This is a genomic window from Lacimicrobium alkaliphilum (assembly GCF_001466725.1).
GTDB classification, from domain to species: domain Bacteria; phylum Pseudomonadota; class Gammaproteobacteria; order Enterobacterales; family Alteromonadaceae; genus Lacimicrobium; species Lacimicrobium alkaliphilum_B.
Map to the genome: position 1 here is coordinate 1,898,018 of NZ_CP013650.1, position 22,119 is coordinate 1,920,136.

The window sequence follows — 22,119 nt, forward strand, 5'->3', positions numbered from 1 at the left end:
TCTGTGGTGATTATTATTGCTGCGGAGGGATAACTACCTCGCTACCCAGCCGCCGTCCAGAACCAGGGTCTGGCCGCAGATATTCTTCGCCGCCGGGCTGAGTAAAAACTCGGCGCAACCAGCCAGTTCCTGAATATCGATAAAGGCTTTTTTCGGCATAGGCTCGAGCATAATCTTGCGCACCACTTCCTCTTCGCTCATATTATTCTCTTTGGCCTGAGCGGCAATCTGCTGCTCTACCAGGGGGGTTTTTACATAAGAAGGGCACAGGGTATTGATGGTAATATCATGTTCACTGACTTCCAGCGCCAGGGTCTTGGCAAAGCCCAGTAAGCCATGCTTGGCCGATACATAAGCAGATTTAAACGGCGAGGCCACCAGTGAATGAATCGAGCCCACATTGATAATTCGGCCATAGTTGCGGGCTTTCATTTCAGGCAAAAAGACCTGTGTCAGCAGCGCCGGGCCCACCAGCATCACATTAATTAACTGTTGCCATTTGGCTGCCGGAAAGTCTTCCAGTCTGGCCACATGCTGAATACCGGCGTTATTCACCAGCACATCAATATGACCTATCTTATCCGGCAGTGCACCAACCTGTTCGGCATTACTCACATCCAGTGCTGCTGCGCTGGCATTGATGCCCTGGGATGTCAGGGTTTTGGCAGCCTGCTGAGCAGGTTCCAGATTAATATCGGCAATCACAATATTGTGGCCAAGCTGGCCAAGATGTGTAGCAATGCCCAGCCCAATGCCGCTGGCTCCGCCTGTGATTAAAATATCTTTGCTGCTCATATTATTCTCCTGCCAGATTGCGGACCATACTGGCTACCGCTTTGATCTGCTTGCCATTCTTATTGGCGTAATTTTCATCGGTATAGCCCCACCAGTCCCAACATGCCTGAGGATTCAGGGGCATCAGGGTGGACTTTTTGGTTTGCGGGTAAAGCACAACCGTATTATGGGCATCGGCCCATTCGTTCAGGCCGGTGAGGCGGGCGTAATCATTGCCCACCGCTTCAATATTCTGATTGCAGCCATGGAAGCTCACATGTACCTGGCAGCTCGCACCCTGCAAACAGGGAGCAGGGGCATAGAGATAAGCACTGTCGGCGAGGCCTGAAGCATCCTCTCCGCCCAATTGCTGTTGGTCGAGGGAATACAGTTGCCCCCTGGATGTCACCTTCTGGGTTGGTGTGGCCGCAATATGCTGCATCATTTCGCTGGCGGCATCATAACCGCAACTGGCAATAAAGGGCGTTTCAGAAACATCGCACGTTGTGCCGGCGTTTTCGGTGGGGAAATGATGGGCAAAGGGCTTGTCACTGATATAACGAACGTTGTCGGCTCCGGCCCAGGCCCGATACTGCTCAACCAGTTTATCGGTGACCGCAGCCAATACTTTTTTATCTTCGGTGCCGTGTAAGATCCAGACCTTATCGCCCGTCACATCACTAAGCGGGTTGATAAGATTCTGTTTTTCCCATTCCTTTACCGTAGTTTCAATGTCGGCCAGGTTGATGGGCTTATCCTGCTTGTTAACACACTGACCGAGCGCAGTCATGATGCTGTTGCGGGCACAATAGTAGGGCCCCCCGGCGATAACGCCAATGCCGGACACCCAGTCACTATGGGCAATATGAAACTGGCCGGCCATATAGCCGCCACTGGAAATGCCGGAGACAGTAATAGTATCTATATTCAGATCCAACTCCGGGATCTCAGCCATCGCCTGAGCGCTGGTGGTTAAGGCAACTGCCATAAACAGGGTTTTCATGGTTTTACTCCGAAGCTAAAAAGTCGCTCAGCACTGTGCTGGCCTGATCAATCTGACGCACACCGTTGAGATGGCCAAGGGGGCCGCTGATCTCATGATACTGGCTGTTTTTACCCAGGCTGCGCAGACGTTGATGTGTGTCTTTGGCCAGATAGGGCATCAGAATCAGATCATTATCAGCTGGCAGAAACAGGGTTTTGGCCTGAATACTATTCAGCCCCTGTTGCAGAGACGAGCCCTGTCCGGCCAGGTACAACTGACTGGCACGCACCAGATACAGGATATGATTGGCATCGGCAATTTTTGCCCGTTCTGCGGCCAGTTGATTCAGCCAGTTCACCACCTGATGAGAATTACCAATATCTTCAAGCGCAGCGGTCTCGATGGGCTGGTGCTCTGGGTTAACCTGGTTGATAAAATCCGGATGTACGGCATTTTGGGTAATCAGTGCTAAAGACGCTGTCATGCCTTTGAGAGGCGGTTCGCCGTCATAATAATTGCCATTATTCCAGTTCGCATCCAGTTTGATGGGGGTGGCCCAGTGCTCCAGTGCCGATACGGTCCAGGCATCCATATAACCCGAACCAATCACCGATACCATACGTTCCACCCAATCCGGGTAAGCGCTTGCCCATTCAATGGCCTGCAGTGAGCCCATGGACGGGCCGATGACTGCGTGCAGCTTACTGATACCCAGAGATTCGAGCAGGGCTTTTTGTACATTCACAAAATCACGAATGGTCACCACAGGGAAATCCAGAGCGTAGGGCTTGCCGGTATCCGGATTAATGCTGGCGGGGCCTGTGGTGATCACATTCGGGTCATGTACTCCCAGATTAACCAGTGAGTCGACACTGAGTACAAAGTACTGTTCGGTATCGATGGCCTTACCTGGACCGATAATCGCATCCCAGTAACCGGCTTCGGTGTCATCCGGATGATATTTGCCGGCAGCATGAGAATTGCCGGAAAAAAAATGGGTGATCAGGATCACATTGCTCTTATCGGCATTCAGCTCACCATAGCTTTCCCATCCCACCTGAACCTGTCTGATGGTCTTACCGCCAAAGGTGGTAAACTGGTCAAGTTCGAAACGTTTTTTTTCAGTCAGCAGGCTGTCAGCAGCTGCATGGTTAAACCCGGACAGAATCAGCATAAGTACAGCAACCGTCTTTATTGTTTGCATTGTTCTAATCATTTGATCCCTCAGAACCAGTTAAACAGAGCCACCGCCATGGCAAGGCCAATCAGCGGTACCACAACAGTCAGCGCACCAACGGCCCAGTAGGCTCGCTGATGGGTCTCACCGCAAATGGCGCGGATAGTGGTGACCACATAACCATTGTGGGGCAGGGAGTCCAGGGCACCTGATGAAATGGACACAATGCGATGCAGCTGTTCCGGATCCACGCCCTGATCCATATAATGTGGGCCAATCAGGGGCAGGGCGATGGCCTGGCCACCCGATGCCGAACCTGTCAGACCGGCAATCACACTGACTGCCACCGCAGCGCCGATCAGCTCATTTCCGGGTAATTGGGTCATTATCTCTACTGCAACCTGAAAGGCTTCTGTGGATTTGGCTACAGTGCCAAAACCCACCACCGCCGAGGTGTTACCGATGGCTACCAGCGCCCCTGTGGTACCGGCGCTGATGGCACCGTTGAGGTTGTGAAAGTGTTTAAAGTTGATCGCCATTAATGTCAGCACACCGCCACCCAGCGCTACAATCAGTGCCAGTTGTTGCAGGCTTTCATGAAAGCTGAAAGACAACACCAGTACCACTAACAGCGGAATAATACCTGTCATGGGGTGGGGGTAATCCCGTTCAGGGATGGCCGGGTCGCTGTCTCTGTGTTCAAAACGCTCCCCGTTATCCAGCGCTTTTTTGATCATGCGCTTGAGCCACCAGTAGCCGAAGCTAGCCATAAAAATTGCCACCACCAGAGATACCTCCCAGGCTGCAAATGGCGAGGTGCTAAGATATTTAATCGGGATCCAGTTCTGAATTTCCGGCGAGCCGGCAGAGGTCATGGTGAAAGTCACTGAGCCAAAGGCCAGCGCGGCAGGAATAAAGCGCCTTGGCAGATCGGCATCCTTAAACAGGCTCAGTGCCATCGGGTAGACGGAAAAGGCCACCACAAACACGCTGACGCCACCGTAGGTGAGAATGGCGCAGGCCATTACCACTGCCACTACCGCGTGTTTCATACCCAGTTTGCTGATAATCCAGCGGGCTACCGCATCAGCGGCGCCGGTGTCTTCCATAAATTTGCCAAACAGTGAGCCGAGCAAAAACATAAAGAACCAGGCGGCGATAAAGCCGGAGAAGCCGTCCATATAGGCGCCAACAAAATTGGTTTCACCGACAAAAACAGGGATACCACTGGTGAGAGCAACGATCAGGGCGCATAATGGCGCCGCGATAAAGAGGTTCATACCCCTGATGGTCAAGATAATGAGTAACAGCAGTCCGCCAACCAGACCCAATAAACTCAACATAATAAAATGTCCTTAGCATTAACTCCGTTAGCCGGAGTGTGAAATAACAGACAAGTACCGACTTACCGGCTGTTCGTCTTGATGACCTTTTGTTAACAAATGCCAAGTACTCTTATTCATACGAGCTCGTACATTGTGTGTCATACCTGGCTTTTGGCCCATAGTACTATGGTACAGCATACGTTTTTAACGGAATGATCTAGAGTAGCGATGACCTTGTTAATAAATGCAACAAAAAATAAACAAATAGGCTAACACCCGTTAAATAAGAAGTTAGAAGGAAACATCATGACCATGTTCACCTCACACAAGACCCTATGCGCATTGGCTGTATCCACCGCGCTTACCAGTGCTATGCCGGTTATGGCGCAGGAACAGCAAGAACAGGAAGAGAAGAAAGGCGGGCTGGAACGCATCGAGGTTACCGCCCGTAAGACCGTTGAAAGTATTCAGGAAGTGCCGATTGCACTGACTTCTGTTGGCGCTATTGATATCGCCGAGAGAGGGATTAGTACGGTTGTTGAATTGCAGCAACTGTCTCCCAATACCACATTGCAGAAAAGCCGTGGTACTAACTCGACGCTGACTGCCTTTATCCGCGGTGTGGGCCAGGAAGATCCACTGTGGGGCTATGAGCCAGGCGTAGGCATTTACGTAGATGATATCTATATGGCCCGTCCACAGGGTGCAGTACTGGATATCCTTAATGTTGAGCGCATCGAAGTACTGCGCGGCCCTCAGGGCTCACTGTATGGTAAAAATACCATCGGTGGTGCTGTGAAATATGTGACCAAGAAAATGACAGGTGCGACGGAGCTGTCGGTTAAAGGTACAGTGGGAACCTACTCGCAAAAAGATCTGAAGATCGCCGGTCAGATACCGCTGATTGAAGACACCCTTTTCCTGGGCGTGTCTTATGCCAACCTTAACCGCGATGGCTTTGGTGAGTTTCTTACCTCGGCGTTGCCTGGTCAGGATCGTGAAAACTACAACAAGGACGTTGAGGCGTATCGGGTAACTCTGGAATATAACCCGACTGACGATCTGTTTATCCGTCTGAACTATGATAAAACCGAAGATGACTCCAATGCCAAAGGAGGTTATCGCCTGTTGCCCAGTCTGCTGACTGACGCACCGGTGCCAGACAGCAAGTATGATTCCTACACCAGCCTGCCGACCTGGAACCGGGTGGAGAATGAAGGCATCAACCTGACCGTTGAGTGGGATATCAACAGCGAATTTGCATTTAAATCTATAACGTCAAAAAGAGAAAGTTACTCACCGACTAATATCGACTTCGATAATACCTCATTGCAGATTTTCGATGTGCCGGCCATCTACGATGATGAGCAGTTTACTCAGGAATTTCAGTTAAATTATGTGACTGATAACCTGACCATGGTTTCGGGCTTGTACTATTACACCGCCGATTCCTGTGGTCAGTTTGAGGCCATTCTGGGGATTCTCGGGCAGTCTCTTGGTGCGCCGGGTCTGACCCGTGAAGTACGCGGTTGCAGTAATGGTGACAGCATCGCGGCCTACGCCCAGGGCTCATACGATATTACCGATAAGCTCTCGGTTACTGCCGGTGCCCGTTACACCAAAGATGAAAAAGAAGCGACGGTCTTTAACGGTCTGGTGTTTGATAATATCTATCCTGAATCCGGTTGGGTGCCCGGATATGTGCGTAATGAAGACGTGATCAATGCCAGCGTGCTCAAAGTACTGGATGACAAAGAAGACTGGTCACGCTTTACGCCTCGCCTTGGCTTTGAATATCAGGCGACGCCTGATGTGATGCTTTATGCCGCTTACGCGCAGGGTTTTAAGTCGGGTACCTTTAACCCCCGAGCCTCAACACCGGAGCCAGCAGCCAACCCGGAAATTGTTGATTCCATTGAAATGGGCTTTAAGAGTGATCTGGGTGACTATGTTCGTTTAAATATGACCGTTTTCACTTTGGATCATGAAGATCGTCAGTATATCTCGGTGATACCTGATCCTGATGATTCCACTGTTCTGAACCAGCGCCTGGGTAATATTGGTCAATCCAGTGCCAAAGGCCTGGAAATGGATCTGACCGTTGCAGCAACAGATAACCTGGAGATGTACGCAAATCTCGGTTATATCAACGCCAAGTTTGATGAAGTTCGTTCCTTTGTGGATGCGGAGAACTTTATCGATATTTCTGATCGTTTCAGTGTTACCAATACACCTAAGGTGAATGCCAACGTCGGCTTTACCTATAACATGACTTCCTCTTATGGTGATTTTGTAATTAATGGTAACTACTACTATCGCACCAAGTATGATCTGGTGGAGCTGGATAACCTGCTGACTCAGGATGAATATGGCCTGCTTAACCTGGGTGTGAACTGGTACTCCAATGATGGTCAGTGGACAGTGGGCTTACATGGCAAGAACCTGACTAATGAGGAATATCTGGTCGGTAACTATGCCTTTATCGCCCGCGATCCTAACAACCCTGGTGAGTTCATCCCTGGATTAGGCGGTGATAATACGCTGATTGGTTACTATGGTGATCCCAGAACAGTCAGCCTCACGGTAGGCTATCAATTCTGATAATCAGAATGGAAAAAGGGGCGGTTTGTCGCCCCTTGCTTTTCCTCTTTCCCTGAAGGATAGTAGTCCGGCTTGTAACCTGAAATAAGTCTGTATCCCCTATGAGTAGTCAGCCCAGAGCCATCATTGCCGATGATCACCCCTTATTTCGCAGCGCCATGAAACAGGCGGTGCAAAGTACCCTGGGTGGCAATATTCTGGAAACCGCGAACCTTGATGATACCCTCAGCCTGTTACAACAGCACCCGGCCATAGAGCTGGTGTTTCTGGATCTGAATATGCCCGGTAATCAGGGGCTCACCGGCCTCACCACCTTGCATAATGCCTATCCTGGGGTGTTGGTGTTGATTGTGTCTGCAGAGGAAAATCCGGCGGTGATCCGCCGTGCCATCGATTTTGGCGCCAGCGGTTATATTCCCAAGTCAGCTTCATTGGATAAGATTGCCAATGCTGTGAATGCAGTGCTGGACGGTGAGCAATGGTTACCGGAAGAAATCGAACCGCTGATCCAAAAAGAGGGCAGCGCACAGGATCAGCATTTTGCCCGTAAACTGGAGTCGCTGACGCCTCATCAGTTCAGGGTACTCAAGCATCTGGCCAACGGCCTGTTAAATAAACAGATTGCCTATGAAATGCAGGTGCAGGAAACCACCATTAAACAGCATGTGTCGGCGATATTACGTAAGCTTGAAGTGATCAACCGCACTCAGGCCGGCGTGATGTTTAAACAGTTTATGGAAAAACCCGAACATCAGAGTCTGTCATAACTGACATCCTGCCAATACTTCCTTGCTGAATTTCTCCAGCCATTGTTGCCATTGCGCAGCAGGCAGGGCATTAAAGCCGTCACCGATGCTGATCTCCGAACAGATTTCATATTCTGATACGGCGTAAGGCGGCGGGATCAGACCAATCTGATGTTCATCTATCCAATGGCAGGCGAGTCTGAAAAATACCTCTGGCTTGCAGCGCAGTCTGAGCCTGAACATGCTGGTATCAGGGATCTCAGGCCAGGTATGCACGCCAGGCAGTGCGTTGAGCTGTTTTGCCAGCCATTTAGCCTGCTCGTGGCGCTGTGGCATTTGTGGTAAATGCTTCTCCAGACCGGCTCTGGCAGAGATCACATAAGGGGCTAAGGTGTGCAGATTAGCGCCCGCGCGGCGCTGCCAGATCCGCGCCTGGTCGATAAATGTAGCATCACCGAGCAGCATGGCACCGGCCATGCCGCCTAAGTCCTTATAAAAACTCACATACACTGAATCAAACAATGTGGCGATTCCCGCCAGGTTTTTGTTCCAGGCTGCAGGGCATTGCCATAATCTGGCGCCGTCCAGATGCAGTTTAATGCCCTGGCTGCGAGCCCAGTGGCACTGTTCGACGACGTCATCCCAATCAGGTAACTGGCCGCCAATTTCGCGCAGTGGCAGTTCCATTAAAACTGACGATAGCGGTTGTGTCCTGGTCAGCTCCTGTAGCTCAGAAAGTGTGGGCAGATTGTCACTTTGGCCCCATAAGTGCCCTTTTAAATGCCATAGTGCTTCATATCCGCTTTGCTCATGCAAAATCAGATGGCTGGTGGGATGCAGGGCGATATTGGCATTACTCACAGCGTCGGCCCAGATCTTAAGGGCCATCGGCTGGGCCAGGGTGCCACTGGGCAGAAACAGCCCCGAGGTTTTGCCAAGCAGTCTGGCAACCTGTTGCTCAAAATCTTCTATCAGCTTACCCTGACCGTAATAATCGGCGTTTTCGGCAATGCCGGTGTCGTCGGCTATCTGCTCTAAGGTCAGTTTCAGGCTCTGTGGTCTGTGGCGATGCAACCGCAACGGGCAAGCGGCAAAGGCGGCTGTATAGGCTTGTTGTGGGGTGTTTTTCATAACAGGCATTAAATCTCCAGTAACTTTCGGATCAGTCGTTTCAGTGCACCGGCCTTTACCGGTTTATGTAAAAAGCTGAAACCCGCCTCAATGGCCTGCTCTCTGATACTCTCTTCATAATTGGCAGAGTTGAGTATGGTAGGCACCTTTTTCCTCCACTGCTGATACAGCACCTGAGCCAGTTCTGTGCCAATGGCGCCGTGATCCAGATGATAGTCCATTACCAGCAGCGAAGGGGGTTCTGAGATGACATCCAGTGCCTGCTGTTGACTGGCGGCACAGAAGGTTTGTGCCCCCCATTGTTCAAATAACTGCGCCATGGCGGATAACACCTGAGGTTCGTTATCTACCAGCAATACCTTGTGGCCGCTTAAGAAAGCTGTTTTGTCGGGCTGTTCTGATTTGGCCACAGTGACCGTCCTGGCCTTGTTCTGCTGATAAGCGGGCAGGGCCACACAAAACCCGGTGCCCTTGCCAAGCTCTGAGTGCAGGCGGATAGGGTGGCCCAGCAGCTTGCTGATCCGCTCTACTATGGTCAGGCCAAGACCCAGGCCCTGTTTATTTTCCTGTTGCAGCTGATGAAATTCGTTGAAGATTTCCTGCTGCTGCTCTTTGGCAATGCCAGGGCCGGTGTCCCATACCTGGATCCAAATTCGGCCTTGTTGCCGTCTGCAGCCGATCAGAATCTTGCCTGTTGTGGTGTAGCGGATGGCGTTGGAGACCAGATTCTGCAATACCCGCCTGAGCAGTTTTTTGTCTGACTCAACCTGCATCGATGTGGGACAATATTTCAGCTCAAGCTGCTTTTGGGCGGCCAGCAGACGAAATTCTGCCACCAGCGGATCGAGAATATCCCTTAAGGCAAAGCGCTGGCGGTGTACTCTCAGCACGCCGGCATCGAGGCGGGTCATATCCAGCAACATGCCCAGCAACTCTTCGGCGTTATTCAGTGACTGCTGCAGCCCCCTGGCCAGCTCTGCCACCTCAGTGTGCTGGGTTTTCTGGCTGATCATACCGGCAAACAAGGTGGCGGCATTAAAGGGTTGCATCAGATCATGGCTGGCGGCAGCCAGAAATTTGGTCTTGCTCTCGTTGGCTTTTTCAGCGTCGAGTTTGGCGTATTCCAGAGCCTGATTGGTATGCTGCAATTGCTCGGTGCGCTCGGCTACCCGGTGCTCCAGGGTGTTTTTCGCTTCCTCGAGGGCCTGCTGGGTTTTCACATATTCGGTGATATCACTGTAGGTGGTGACAAAACCGCCCCCGGGCATGGGGTTACCCTGTAGCTCAATGACTCTGCCATCTGGTTGTGTGCGCAGGTATTTGTAGCTGCTGCCCTGGCGAATATAGCCAATACGCTTTTGTACCTCGGCGTCAAGATCGCCGATATCACCGAGCATGCCCCGCCTGGCATTAAACCTGAGTAATTCTTCCACCGTCAGCCCCGCCCGCACAAAACCGGCCGGATAATCAAACAGCTCTATATAACGCTGATTCCAGGCCAGTAATTTAAGATGGCGATCAACCACGCTGATCCCCTGTTCAATATGCTCAACAGAGGATTGCAAAAGCTCATAGTTAAACTGGTAGCTCTGGCTGGCTTCTTCCACCAGCCCCACCAGCTCGTCCAGCGGCACATGTTGCTGTTCGGTAATGGCAGAGAGCAGGATCCGGGCACTGGCATTGCCCACATGGGCGGACAGCTCGCGCTCAACCCGCTGGATCAACTGACCACTGGCATAGCTCATATTATTGGCCCGTTCAATTGCCGACTTAAGGTCCTGCTGCTGTGCCGGTGACAGCACTTTTTGGGTGACCGCCAGCAAAGAAGAAATCTTAATGGTCGGTGTAACCGGCTGCGGATTAACTTCAGTGGCGAGTCGTTGCCGGTAGCCGCCGCGCATCAGGCTCACCAGCACAAAACAGATAAGATTAATGCCCAGGCTCAGCAGCACGCCCTGACTCATAGCCTGGTCGCTGGGGGTGGATTCGAAATAATAACTGGCTTTTATACTCGGCCACAGCAGCCAGATGACCCAGCCACTGCAACCTGCCAGGGTTGCCAGAATCGCCGCCGTTTTGCTGGCCTGCTTCCAGTAAAGCGCAAACAACAAAGCCGGTGCCAGCTGTGCCAGCAACGCCATGGCAATAATGCCGCTGTTGACCAGAGGGGCGGTCTGACTCAGATACTGGGAATACAGATAGGCCAGGCCAATCACCAGCAGCACGGTCAGACGGCGGATATTAAGCAGGCTTTTCGGCCTCAGAGCCTGTTGCTGGTGAGGACGAAAATGCAGTTTCAGCCAAAGTGGCGTAATCAGATTATTAGCAATCATGATGCCCATGGCCAGGGTGGCGACAATGATCATGCTGGAAGCCGCAGATAAGCCACCGATAAAGGCAACCAAAGCGACCAGCGGCTCCTCAGCCAGCATCGGCAGGGCCAGCACATAAGTATCGGTGTTGGCCTCTGGCAGCAGTATCTTGCCCGCCAGGGCCACCGGCAGCACAAATAAATTGATTGCCAGCAGATAGAGCGGAAACAGCCAGCGGGCGGTGCGCAGTTCCTGCTCGCCGTTATTCTCCACGTAGTTGATATGAAACTGACGGGGCAGACAAAACATGGAACAAAAACCCAGCACCATATGGCTGATATACACCAGTGGGGCGGAACTGCTGGCCAGCACCTGACGGGCGGGCTCATGCAATTGCACTTTACCCAACAGATCCAGCATGCCGTCAAACATCATATAGCAGACAAACACCCCGACCAGAATAAAGGCCAGTAGTTTGACCACCGAGCCAAAGGCGATGGCCAGCATTAATCCCGGGTGTTTTTCGGTGAGGCTGAGGCTGCGGGTGCCGAACAAGATGGCAAAAATTGCCATCAGCAGGGCTACATAAAAGCTGGTTCCGCCCGGCCACTGCGGCTCGCCATCGGCTAGCAGATTGACACTGGTGGTAACAGCATCAAGTTGCAGCGCAGTGTAGGGCATGACGCCGACAAAGCATAGCAGGGTAACAAAGGCGGCAATCAGATGAGACTTGTTGTACTGGGTACCAATAAAATCTGCCAGCGAACTGACATTTTGTTGCTGGCAAAAATGGATAACCCTTCTTAGTAGCGGGTAACCAAAAGCAAACAGCAGAATGCTGCCCATATAAGTGGGCGTAAAGGCCCAGCCATAGGTAGCTGATTGTGCGGTAGTGCCAAAAAAGGCCCAGGAAGTACAGTGTATTCCCAGTGCCAGGCTGTAAATCACCGGTCTTTGAGCACCGGCACGATGAAAGCGGTCACCCCAGAAGCCTACAGCAAAGAGCAGGGCCAGATAGCCAATCGCCAGAATTGTCAGCAACCAGATACTAAACATGCAACAAATCTAAAAGAATCAATCACATCACTTTACCTTGCCACCAATCACTATGCTATAGCGCTATGGTGCTAGATATGGCGCGCCAATTGCTTTAAGACTGCTGAAGAATTGTTGAAACAGGAGCAAAGCGCATCTGTTTCTGAACTGAATTTAATCTACCAGGAAGGAAACCATGCAGATACAAAACGGTTTAAGCCTGTTCGATTATCTGGATGACCCGCAGAAATCGCAACAGAGCCTGCAGCAGATTGCCAGCAACGCCGGGCAGAACATCGGGGCTGAGTTAACTGAGCTGGGTCAGACCGGTCGTGAGCAAATGGACGACGTGCTGAAAAAGATCGAATCCGGCGAGTCGGCTGTGAAAATGCAGACACTGGACAATATGATTGCCTTTAACCTACGCCCCGTTGCCGCCGAGCTGCAGGATCTGGCCGATCGTCTTAATTTACCGCAGCCAGTATCGCTTCAGCAACAGCAGGGAAAGTGGCAGGTTGAAGGCGCGGATGCTGAGCCAGAGAATAAATCACTGCAACGCATGCAGCAGTATCTTGATGCGAATCAACCCTTACAGGACAAGCTCAGTCAGTTAAGTCGCCTTTCCGAAATGTACGAGTTAGGAAAAACCCGCGAGTTTGCCACTGAGCTAAAAGCACAAGACGTACTTGAGCAAAAGGTGGTGGACTTTTTAACCCACAGCCGGGATCATTTAAAAGCGGCCAGTGATATTTCTCTGTACCGCGAAGAGCTTAAAATACAATCCCGGGGCCAGGCCCAGAGCCTGTATGACAGTGCCCGCAAAACCTTAGGACTTGACTGATAATGCCGATTCAACTGTTGCTGATCCTGGCCGTATTGTTACTTGGCGCCTGTGCCACAACGGATAACAACCCTGTAGTAAAGAACACGCAATCAGAGCAGATGCAAAATGCAGATAATGCCCATACCAGCCGCAACGCGCTGGACTGGGCTGGCGTTTATGAAGGCGTGCTGCCCTGCGCAGATTGCGAGGGTATTCAGACCCGCCTGATGCTCTCAGCCGATGGCAATTACCAGTTGAGTGAAACCTATTTAGGCGAAGACAGCCGCGCCTTTCAGTCTAAAGGTGAATTTGAATGGCTGGATGATGGCCTGCGTATCCGCCTTTTGGGCCGGACTTCAGCTCCGGGGCTCTATCAGGTAGGAGAAAACCAGCTGTTTCATCTCGATCAGGATGGTCAGCGCATCAGCGGTGAACTGGCCGCGCAATATCGTCTTGCTAAACAGATCGGTTCTGAGATTGTGGGGGTAAAATGGCAGCTTACAGAACTGATGGGGCAGGAGATAGCCATCAATGCACAAAAGCCCGTGTATTTTACTATCGGCGCTGATATGCAGGTAACCGGCTTTGCCGGATGTAACCGTTTTTTCGGCAAAGTAACGCTTGAGCAGGGCCAGCGGCTGGCCTTTGATAAAATGGCCTCCACCATGATGGCCTGCCCGGCATTGCAGCAGGAAGGCAAGCTGCTAAAAGCTCTGGAAATGGCCGATAATTACAGCCTGCATCAGAGAAGGCTATCTCTGAATAAAGCCCGGATGGCCCCGCTGGCGCGATTTACGGCTCACTAAAACCACCACGCCTTGTGCTTTAACCCGGTCAGTTTCTCAAGCGTACAAGCCCGGCTCCTCGTACCCGCAGGCAGGTAAAGCTTATAAGCAAGCAGCCATCCCTCAGCGCTTTGTTTTGACATAAAGCAAAATCTAACTATATGATGCTCATAATAAAAATTTTTCTGACACGGAATTAGTCGGGTCTTATAGTGCCGCATTCCTACTTTCCGCAGAAAACGAGACCAGTCAATCGAGTGGGCTGGAATCATAAGCTTTTGTTTACTAAAGATAATATTGACTTTTAGCTACCAAACAAGAATAAGCAGTTTTGGATCTAGTCAGAAGTCGATCTAGTACACTTTATGTTCAGCAAGGAGAAAGTATGGAGCCTGTAACAATCATTGCTGGTATTTCAGCATTCTTACAAGCAACTCAAACATGGATGCAATATCGAGATTCATCAAGGGCTGCTGAAGCATTTAAGCTAGAAATGTTAAATGCACCCAAAAGGCCTGAGATTCTAAGCGATGCAAAACAAGTTGCTGATATAGTTCCACCAAAAGTATTAGAAACTTTATGGCAGCGTTCTAGAAAGTGTTGGAACAATTATATTGAAATGCTCGATGAACCAGATGGCACTTACACCCCTAAAGAGTTGGATGATGCAACTTTTGCTACAAATAACTGTGTGTGTAGGGAATTGAAAAGAATAAAGGTTGTGTTAGGGGGGCGGCTTCCACCTGGTAAAATGCAAGAAGCGTGGGATGTCGCTGGTTGTTCGTGAATTTAACAAGTCAAATTCAGCCGATCACTACAGTCGCTACCGCTTCTTTCGTGCCGGCTGATTTTCGGCGTTAGGTTTTACCAGTCCAATATGTAGCATCATCAGTAGTTTGGGCTTCTACAAAAAAGGAGATGTTATGAAATACTTAATTTTAATGTTTGTTACATTTATAAGTGTCAATGCTCTTGCAAATGAGAAAGCAGAGGCTTTAAAACATATAGCCAGCTTTGCTGATTCCATCTGTGGTAACTTGAGTCATGCTGGGGCAACTAGCAAAGTGGAATTTTCAGGTGAAGCTAAGGCTGAATTTAACAACTTACTGAAAAAGCTCGCTGATCTTGGGATATCGGGAAGTGGCAAATACAGTGCAAGTGACTTTTCTGGGGTTCCGCATGCCTCCTTGGCTGGCGCACTCTCAGACCAGAGAAAATGCAAGAGAGAAATGGCTAAACTTTTAAAAGATGATTTGCTTACGGAAAAAATTAAGTCTTGCAGGCTAAGAAGTCACGGTATTGAATATTATAAAAGTACTCAGGAATGGAGCTCAGAATCTGGCTATCAAAAGGGAGGACCTTCAAGGGCTAGTTATTGTGAAGCTAAGAGATCTGAACACGCTGCGAGCTATCCAAATAGAGTTGTTTCTTTAATTTCAGCAACCACTTCTCATAAAACTGAACGCAATCCATTTAAGCAGGACTACTACAACCATTTTTGTTCCTACAAAGATGAATGGGATCCTATTTACAAATTAAAGGAAAATAAAAACTGTCCGTAAAATAAAATCTAACAAAAAGCTATACTCAAAAAATTGTTGGCTACGCTCTAGCCTAGCAATTATCGCCAACAATTTTTTCCAGTTAGCTTAGCGTTAGCTCCTTGACAGCACACAGATATCAAATTACTAAGGAATAAATGTGGCTCAAAAAACAAATGATCAGATAATTCTTAAGCAGATAATCAAGGAGCGATGTGCTGAGTCTGGCGATGAGCTGACAGTGTCGGAGTATTTCGAAATATATTCTGCATCTGAAATACTTAAGAATTATGATCTTACCTACGATGACATTTTATATGGTATAGTAGGTGATGGTGGAGACGGCGGAATTGATTCAATCTATACTTTTATTAATGGCGAGCCATTAAAAGAAGATACGCTAGTCAATACCAATCAGAAAAAGAATAACATCGAACTTATTATAATTCAATCTAAGACTTCAGCCTCTTTTAAAGAGGATGCTGTAATCAAATTCAGGGAGTCAGCTCAGGACTTATTTAACCTAGCGAACAATCCAGACGATTATTCTGCACGCTACAACACTGATTTGATTGATAAGGTTAAACTTTTTAGAAATTCATATGCAAAGTTAGCAAAGACATTTCCAAAAGTAGAAATACGATATTTTTATGCATCACAGGGTGATGAAGTTCATCATAATGTATCAGGGAAAGTTCCAAAGCTGCAAGAAGATATTGTCAAAATGTTTGGTGGCGCTGATTTTTCATTTGAATTTATAGGTGCGTCTGAACTTCTTGAAATGACTAGAAATGTACCGTCTACTTCGAGAGTCCTCGAGGTTGCGGAATCACCGATTGGCACAACTGCCGGTAGTTATCTATGTCTTGTTACTCTGTCTAAGTACTACGAATTTATTTCTGACTCAGGGTCTTTGGCACGCAGTATATTCGAATCGAATGTTCGAGATTATCAGGGCAGCGTTGTAGTCAATACGGGCATCCGGAAGACACTTGAAAATAGACAATCAGAAAACTTTTGGTATCTAAATAATGGCGTAACCATCATTACCCCTAAAGCAGTAATGGCGGGAAAGCAACTTACAATTGAAGATCCTCAAATTGTTAATGGGTTGCAGACGTCACATGAAATATACCAATATTTCTCGCAGCTTGAGAATCACGAAGGTGATGAAAGAGCTGTGCTTGCAAGAGTGATCTGTGAAGAAGATGAAGAAGCTAGAGACAGAATTATACGAGCCACCAACAGTCAAACATCTATCCCGCCTGCCTCGCTAAGAAGTTCTGATGACATCCATAGAAATATTGAAGACTTTCTTAAGTCAAACGGTTACTACTACGACAGGAAGAAAAACTTTTATAAAAATCAGGGAATGCCTGTTTCTAAGATTATAAGTATCTCTTATATGGCTCAAGCTATGATGGCTATCATGCTTTTGAAACCAGATAGCGCAAGGGCTCGGCCTTCAACATTAATAAATTCTGACGTTGAATACAAAAAAATATTCAGCTTAGATAAGCCAATTGATATATATCTCAAAGCAATTCAAATAATGAAAGCTGTTGAAACACATCTGAAGCCTGAAAATAGCGAGATTCAGTTAGAAAGAAAGACAATCACGAATATTAAATTTTATGTGGCAATGGTGGCTAGTATTAAAACAGCCGGTTCTTCTCAAGATATAGAGCAAAAAATTTCGGATTTGCCAAACGTAGATTTAACTAGCGAGATACTTAATGAGTCGCTTCAACAAGTACTCGCAGAATTTGATGGGTTGGGAGCGACTGACCAAGTTGCAAAGGGGCCAGCTCTTGTAGCTAAACTGCTGAGCTAACAAGTTGCTGCGCTCCTAATTTTCCTGTGAGCAAGGCGTTAAGCAGCTACGGTATTGAAGAACTATGAAAAGGGGGCTAGTTTGAAGCAGGAAGAATTAAAAGGGGTTACAACAAAGCTAATCCTAGAAAGACCAGCAACTCAGCTTCTGAACGATTTTGGGGCAGGAAAGGCATCGCCAGGCTCTGGTAGCGCAGCTGCTCTGCTGAGCATACTGTCGGCGAAAATGATTATCACGGTGTGCGAGATCAGCACCACAAAGCATGAATGTGAAAAGTCTCATAAGGATTTCGGATTCATCTCTGTGCAAATTAAGGAAAAAATCGAACCCAGACTAAGAGAGCTATTCGAGCTTGATGCTAAAGACTTTGAAAAGGTCGTAGAACTCAGGGTTAAGAGAGACAAGTCTCATGATTCTGCGGAGAAGGCAAGATTTTCTAGAGACTCTCTAGATTTACTGGAAACTGCAACTGATTACACATTCGAGGTGGCTGATTTATCGTTTCTTCTTATGGAATATGGCATCACAGTATTCGAGCATGGATGGCATGCGGTCCGCGGTGATTCGGGAGTTTCAATAAGTGCCGCAATGTCAGGAATAATGTCTTCCATATTTATTATTAACCTCAACTTGAAAACTCTGACGCGAAGAAATTACGCAAGCGACAATCTAAAACGTCTTCAGTCTATCCAGAAGAAACTGGAAGAAATTCAGATAAGAGCTTTCTCTTGCGTCACCGCGATTAGCTCTGAATCTCTTGATTCTATCCAGTTGGAGCTGCTGAAAGATGCTTAACAAGCGCGTCAAAGCCCACACTAGACTTCCCCCGCTTTAACGGACAGGCATCACTAACCGAAAACACGGTAAATAGTGCCTGCACAGAAAAAAGTCAGATTCGCTTGTATTCAGCATAGCTAATCTGGCTGTTTGGTCTGCGTCCGCACCTTTATTGCGACAGGGCTTTAGCGACTTTGGAGTTAGTGCTGCGGCCAAGTTTTGCGGTAATCTGTTCACCAGCCTGAATCAGTTTATTCAGATCGATACCGGTTTCGATACCCATACCCATGAGCGTATCCACAGTACAAGACCCCGTGCGTGAAAATTATACTGTGCGAACTATACCACTTGGTGTTATAGTTTTGTGTGTGAAAAGGGAACGGAATGCGCATATATAAGTCAAAGTGGTTCACGAAGTGGGCCGGGAAAGAGGGGCTGACGGATAGCGCCCTCAAGGAAGCCGTCGGGGAAATGGAAAAAGGCTTAATCGATGCTGATCTGGGTGGCCATGTTTATAAAAAGCGAGCGTCCATTGAGGGGCAAGGAAAAAGCAGCGGTCTGAGGACCATCCTGGCGTTTAAGGTGGGTAACAAAGCCTTCTTTATGTACGGCTTCCCTAAGAACGCGCGGGATAACATAAACGGCAAAGAGTTGAAGGCATTTAAACGATTGGCAAAGGAGCTGTTGGGTTACAGTGAGGTCCAACTGAAAAACGCCGTTGAAACGGGCAGTATGGTAGAGGTGAAGTGAGATGAAAGACAGTATCTTAGATGTCATACATGACACAGCGAAAGACTTAAACGAGGCTGGCGTGATGGATGTGCAAACCATGCGCGAGTTCGATGCCTTATGCCTGCCTGAAGTTGAGAATTATGATGCCCACCGCATTAAAGCCATCCGCAAAAAGGCGCATGTGAGTCAGGCGGTGTTCGCCGCTTACCTCAACACTACACCATCAACAGTAAGGCAGTGGGAACAAGGCAGTAAAAAGCCGCGGGGTACCTCCCTCAAATTACTTAATCTGGTAGCCAATAAAGGCTTAGAGATCCTGGCATAATCATCGGCGCGATCACCGGTCAGTCATTGCGACAAAGCCCTTGCCACTTTTGAATTAGTGCTGCGGCCAAGCCTGGCGGTAATCTGTTCACCAGCGTGGATTAGCTTATCCAGATCGATACCGGTTTCTATGCCCATGCCGTGTAGCATATACACCACATCTTCTGTGGCTACGTTGCCCGACGCCCCTTTGGCATAAGGGCAGCCACCGAGCCCAGCCACGGCGCTGTCGATGACATTGATACCCTGTTGCAGGGCAATCAGGATATTGGCCAGTGCCTGGCCATAGGTATCGTGAAAATGTACCGCCAACTTCGCTTTGGGCACCACCTTGCATACGATATCTAGCATACTGGCGGTTTTTAGCGGGGTGCCGACGCCTATGGTATCGCCCAATGAAATTTCATAGCAGCCCATTTGCAGTAGCCTGTCTGACACCTCCGCCACCTTTTCAGCGCTGATGTCTCCTTCATAGGGGCAGCCCAGCACACAGGATACATAGCCACGCACTTTAATCTTGTTGGCCCCGGCGGTTGCCATCACCGGTGCGAAACGCTCCAGGCTTTCACTGATGCTGCAGTTGATGTTTTTTTGGGTGAAGCTCTCTGAGGCCGCACCAAAAATCGCCATCTCATCGGCCCCTGCCGCCAGCGCCGCTTCAAAGCCTTTCAGGTTGGGCGTCAGTGCTGAGTAAGTAACACCGGGTTTGCGCTTAATAGCCGCAAAAACCTCACCGCTGTCAGCCATTTGCGGTACCCATTTGGGCGACACAAAACTGCCCGTTTCCACCATATTCAGGCCGGCATCGGCGAGGTTTTCCACCAGTGCCACCTTGTCGGCAAGGGCTATCTGGCCCTTTTCATTCTGCAGCCCGTCACGGGGACCCACTTCCACGATTTTTACTTCTTTGGGATACATACTATTGCTCAAATAAATTCACCACAGAGCCACGGAGGACGCAGAGATATAAAATATATATCTTTTCCAACGTTCTCCCTCTGTGCTCTGTGATTTACATGTAGCCCGTCAAGGAGCGAAGCGGATTGCGGGATAGTTCGGGTTTATCCCCGTATTCCGCTGCGCTTTATACGGGCTACGCTTCTGTTGCTCAAATAAATTCACTACAGAGCCACGGAGGACACAGAGAAATAAAAGGTACTTGTCTCTTCAATGCTTTCCCTCTGTGTTCTCTGTGCCTATGTGGTTAGTTGTCTTCTGCCTCAAAGGCCAGCAGTTCGGCGCCGCCGTCGACCAGATCCCCTTGCTGGTAGAAAAACTCCGTGACTTTGCCATCGGATGGGGCTTTTAAGCTGTGCTCCATTTTCATCGCTTCCATAATCACCAGCTCCTGGCCTTTGCTGACCTGTTGACCCACCTCGACAACCAGTTTTACTACGGAACCATTCATGGGCGCGGTCAGCCCGCCACCATGCTGATCGTGATCCAGCAGGCCCAGATCCGGCAAATGCCGGCTAAAGTGCAGGGCACTGGACTGGGTATACAAGGAACAGCCATGCTGATTGCCGCTGATAGTGGCCCGCTGACGGTGGCCATTAATAATGGCGATCAGACTGTCGCCCTGGATCTCACCGGTGGCCTCAACCTGGAAGCGTTCGCCACTGATAATATAGCGCTGCTGACCGCTGCTCTCTGTTTGCTGTACCGTAACATTGTGGCAGGCCTCATGGATTTTTATCTCCAGCGTCTGCTGATATTGCTGGTTGCTGCGCCAGGCGGTCAGACTTTGCCAGGGTGACCAGGGATCCTGATGATGCTGGCTGAGTTTTTGATGTTCCTGCTGTTGGCTTAGTACCAGATACAGGGCTGCCAGTGGCAGTAAAGTGGCAATATCGGCTTCATTTTCAAGAAATATCTGTTTCTGATTCTTATCAATAAAACCGGTATCCAGTTGTGCCTGTTTAAAGGCTTTGGTGCTGACCAGGTTATACAAAAAATCAATATTGGTGGTCACACCCTTGATACGGTATTCAGACAGGGCTTTGACCAGGCGGCGCAGGGCTTTGTTGCGATCTTCGTCCCACACAATCAGCTTGGCAATCATGGGGTCGTAGTAGACAGAGACCTCATCACCCTGACGTACGCCGGTATCGACCCGCACATAATCAGACTCATCCGGGGGCTGCAAAAAATGCAGGGTGCCTGTTGCCGGCAGAAATTCATTATCGGGATCTTCGGCATAAATTCTGGCTTCAAAGGCATGGCCATTGATGGCAAGTTCAGACTGACTCAGGGGTAATTCTTCACCACTGGCGACGCGGATTTGCCATTCCACCAGATCCTGACCGCTGATCATTTCCGTGACCGGATGCTCTACCTGTAAACGGGTATTCATTTCCATAAAATAGAAGCTGCCGTCGGTATCAAGCAGGAACTCTACGGTACCGGCGCCCACATAATTAATGGCTTTGGCGGCTTTAAGGGCCGCTTCGCCCATCTGTGCGCGTAGTGCTTCTGATACGCCAGGGGCAGGGGCTTCTTCGATGACTTTTTGGTGGCGACGCTGCACCGAGCAATCACGCTCAAATAGATACACGCCGTTACCATGCAGATCGCAGAATACCTGAATCTCAACATGACGGGGCTGGGTCAGATATTTTTCCACCAGCATCTGATCATCGCCAAAACCGGCCATAGACTCACGTTTAGCCGCGGCCAGGGCCTGTTCAAATTCTTCGGCTTTGTGAACCTGGCGCATGCCTTTACCGCCGCCACCGGCAGCGGCTTTGAGCAGCACCGGGTAGCCCATTTTATCGGCTTCAGCTTTGAGGGTTTCGGGCGACTGGTCGTCACCGTGATAGCCGGGTACCAGCGGCACACCAGCAGCTTCCATGATCTTTTTCGCCGCAGATTTGGAGCCCATGGCGTCAATGGCGGCCACCGGCGGGCCGACGAAGATGATCTGATTGTCTTCGCACAGCCGGGCAAAGTTGGCGTTTTCCGACAAAAAGCCATAGCCGGGGTGAATCATATCGGCGCCTGTTTTGCGCGCCACTTCAATGATTTTTTCCGCCTGCAGATAGCTGTCTTTGGACGGCGCGGGGCCAATATGCACCGCTTCATCGGCCATTTGCACATGCAGGGCATTGGCATCGGCATCGGAGTACACCGCTACCGTGTGGATCCCCATGCGCTGGGCCGTTTTGATAACACGGCAACTGATTTCACCGCGGTTGGCGACAAGAAGTTTTACCAACAT

General features: G+C 49.4%; 19 protein-coding genes. 10 read left to right on the forward strand and 9 right to left on the reverse strand.

The annotated features are described in order from the left end of the window. Window positions 1-33: 33 nt before the first annotated feature. Genes AT746_RS08670 through AT746_RS08685 form a run of 4 tightly spaced genes read right to left on the reverse strand, consistent with a single transcriptional unit; the run spans window position 34 to window position 4,279 of the window. On the reverse strand, window positions 34-795 hold the full coding sequence (locus AT746_RS08670; protein WP_062479218.1) for a 3-hydroxybutyrate dehydrogenase: 762 nt from the start codon (window positions 793-795) through the stop codon (window positions 34-36). Between the two features lies 1 nt (window position 796). Further along, window positions 797-1,777, reverse strand: coding sequence for a PHB depolymerase family esterase (locus tag AT746_RS08675; RefSeq protein WP_062479221.1), 981 nt, complete (start codon window positions 1,775-1,777; stop codon window positions 797-799). A gap of 4 nt (window positions 1,778-1,781) precedes the next feature. Further along, the gene (locus AT746_RS08680; RefSeq protein ID WP_231731050.1) at window positions 1,782-2,933 is read right to left on the reverse strand and encodes an E22 family MetX-like putative esterase; all 1,152 of its coding nucleotides are present in this window, start codon (window positions 2,931-2,933) and stop codon (window positions 1,782-1,784) included. A gap of 50 nt (window positions 2,934-2,983) precedes the next feature. Beyond that, a complete protein-coding gene (locus AT746_RS08685) occupies window positions 2,984-4,279 on the reverse strand; it encodes a GntP family permease (protein ID WP_062479229.1) in 1,296 nt (431 codons plus the stop codon). Between the two features lie 288 nt (window positions 4,280-4,567). Here AT746_RS08685 and AT746_RS08690 point away from each other — a divergent pair, with 288 nt between their 5' ends. Both AT746_RS08690 and AT746_RS08695 read left to right on the forward strand, forming a co-directional pair. Further along, window positions 4,568-6,862, forward strand: coding sequence for a TonB-dependent receptor (locus tag AT746_RS08690; protein ID WP_062479232.1), 2,295 nt, complete (start codon window positions 4,568-4,570; stop codon window positions 6,860-6,862). 101 nt (window positions 6,863-6,963) lie between these two features. Next, window positions 6,964-7,629 carry a response regulator transcription factor gene (locus AT746_RS08695; protein ID WP_062479236.1) on the forward strand — a complete coding sequence of 222 codons (666 nt, stop codon included), beginning with the start codon at window positions 6,964-6,966 and terminating at the stop codon, window positions 7,627-7,629. Here the strand turns inward: AT746_RS08695 and AT746_RS08700 are convergent. Continuing rightward, window positions 7,624-8,748: a threonine aldolase family protein gene (locus tag AT746_RS08700; protein WP_062479239.1), complete on the reverse strand. Its 1,125-nt coding sequence runs from the start codon at window positions 8,746-8,748 to the stop codon at window positions 7,624-7,626. The two genes, AT746_RS08695 and AT746_RS08700, sit on opposite strands and share 6 nt — an antisense overlap. After that, on the reverse strand, window positions 8,748-12,107 hold the full coding sequence (locus tag AT746_RS08705; protein WP_062479242.1) for a PAS domain-containing hybrid sensor histidine kinase/response regulator: 3,360 nt from the start codon (window positions 12,105-12,107) through the stop codon (window positions 8,748-8,750). The genes AT746_RS08700 and AT746_RS08705 overlap by 1 nt, the downstream gene beginning before the upstream one ends. A gap of 175 nt (window positions 12,108-12,282) precedes the next feature. Here AT746_RS08705 and AT746_RS08710 point away from each other — a divergent pair, with 175 nt between their 5' ends. The 6 genes from AT746_RS08710 to AT746_RS08735 all read left to right on the forward strand — a co-directional run bounded on the left by AT746_RS08710 (window position 12,283) and on the right by AT746_RS08735 (window position 17,864). Next, entirely contained in the window at window positions 12,283-12,927 is a 645-nt protein-coding gene (locus AT746_RS08710) for a hypothetical protein (protein ID WP_062479246.1), read from the forward strand. Between the two features lie 2 nt (window positions 12,928-12,929). Next, window positions 12,930-13,715: a copper resistance protein NlpE N-terminal domain-containing protein gene (locus AT746_RS08715; RefSeq protein WP_062479249.1), complete on the forward strand. Its 786-nt coding sequence runs from the start codon at window positions 12,930-12,932 to the stop codon at window positions 13,713-13,715. Between the two features lie 364 nt (window positions 13,716-14,079). Beyond that, complete coding sequence (locus AT746_RS08720) at window positions 14,080-14,481, forward strand: hypothetical protein (RefSeq protein ID WP_062479252.1); 402 nt, start codon at window positions 14,080-14,082, stop codon at window positions 14,479-14,481. Window positions 14,482-14,617: 136 nt separating this feature from the next. Beyond that, the gene (locus AT746_RS08725; protein WP_062479255.1) at window positions 14,618-15,256 is read left to right on the forward strand and encodes a hypothetical protein; all 639 of its coding nucleotides are present in this window, start codon (window positions 14,618-14,620) and stop codon (window positions 15,254-15,256) included. Between the two features lie 139 nt (window positions 15,257-15,395). Further along, window positions 15,396-17,069, forward strand: a complete 1,674-nt coding sequence (locus AT746_RS08730) for an AIPR family protein (RefSeq protein ID WP_062479259.1) — start codon at window positions 15,396-15,398, stop codon at window positions 17,067-17,069. A gap of 81 nt (window positions 17,070-17,150) precedes the next feature. Further along, window positions 17,151-17,864, forward strand: coding sequence for a cyclodeaminase/cyclohydrolase family protein (locus AT746_RS08735; protein WP_197414349.1), 714 nt, complete (start codon window positions 17,151-17,153; stop codon window positions 17,862-17,864). 151 nt (window positions 17,865-18,015) lie between these two features. Here AT746_RS08735 and AT746_RS20020 read toward each other — a convergent pair whose 3' ends face one another. After that, on the reverse strand, window positions 18,016-18,147 hold the full coding sequence (locus AT746_RS20020) for a hypothetical protein (protein WP_335338213.1): 132 nt from the start codon (window positions 18,145-18,147) through the stop codon (window positions 18,016-18,018). Between the two features lie 83 nt (window positions 18,148-18,230). Between AT746_RS20020 and AT746_RS08740 the strand changes: the two genes are divergently transcribed. After that, entirely contained in the window at window positions 18,231-18,596 is a 366-nt protein-coding gene (locus tag AT746_RS08740; protein WP_062479265.1) for a type II toxin-antitoxin system RelE/ParE family toxin, read from the forward strand. Window position 18,597: 1 nt separating this feature from the next. Next, window positions 18,598-18,903 (forward strand): helix-turn-helix domain-containing protein, encoded by a 306-nt coding sequence (locus tag AT746_RS08745; protein WP_062479269.1) that lies wholly within the window; start codon window positions 18,598-18,600, stop codon window positions 18,901-18,903. 23 nt (window positions 18,904-18,926) lie between these two features. Here the strand turns inward: AT746_RS08745 and AT746_RS08750 are convergent, their stop codons facing one another. Together AT746_RS08750 and AT746_RS08755 are read right to left on the reverse strand one after the other, a co-directional pair. Next, window positions 18,927-19,820, reverse strand: a complete 894-nt coding sequence (locus tag AT746_RS08750) for a hydroxymethylglutaryl-CoA lyase (RefSeq protein ID WP_062479272.1) — start codon at window positions 19,818-19,820, stop codon at window positions 18,927-18,929. A gap of 286 nt (window positions 19,821-20,106) precedes the next feature. Next, complete coding sequence (locus AT746_RS08755; protein WP_062479276.1) at window positions 20,107-22,119, reverse strand: acetyl/propionyl/methylcrotonyl-CoA carboxylase subunit alpha; 2,013 nt, start codon at window positions 22,117-22,119, stop codon at window positions 20,107-20,109.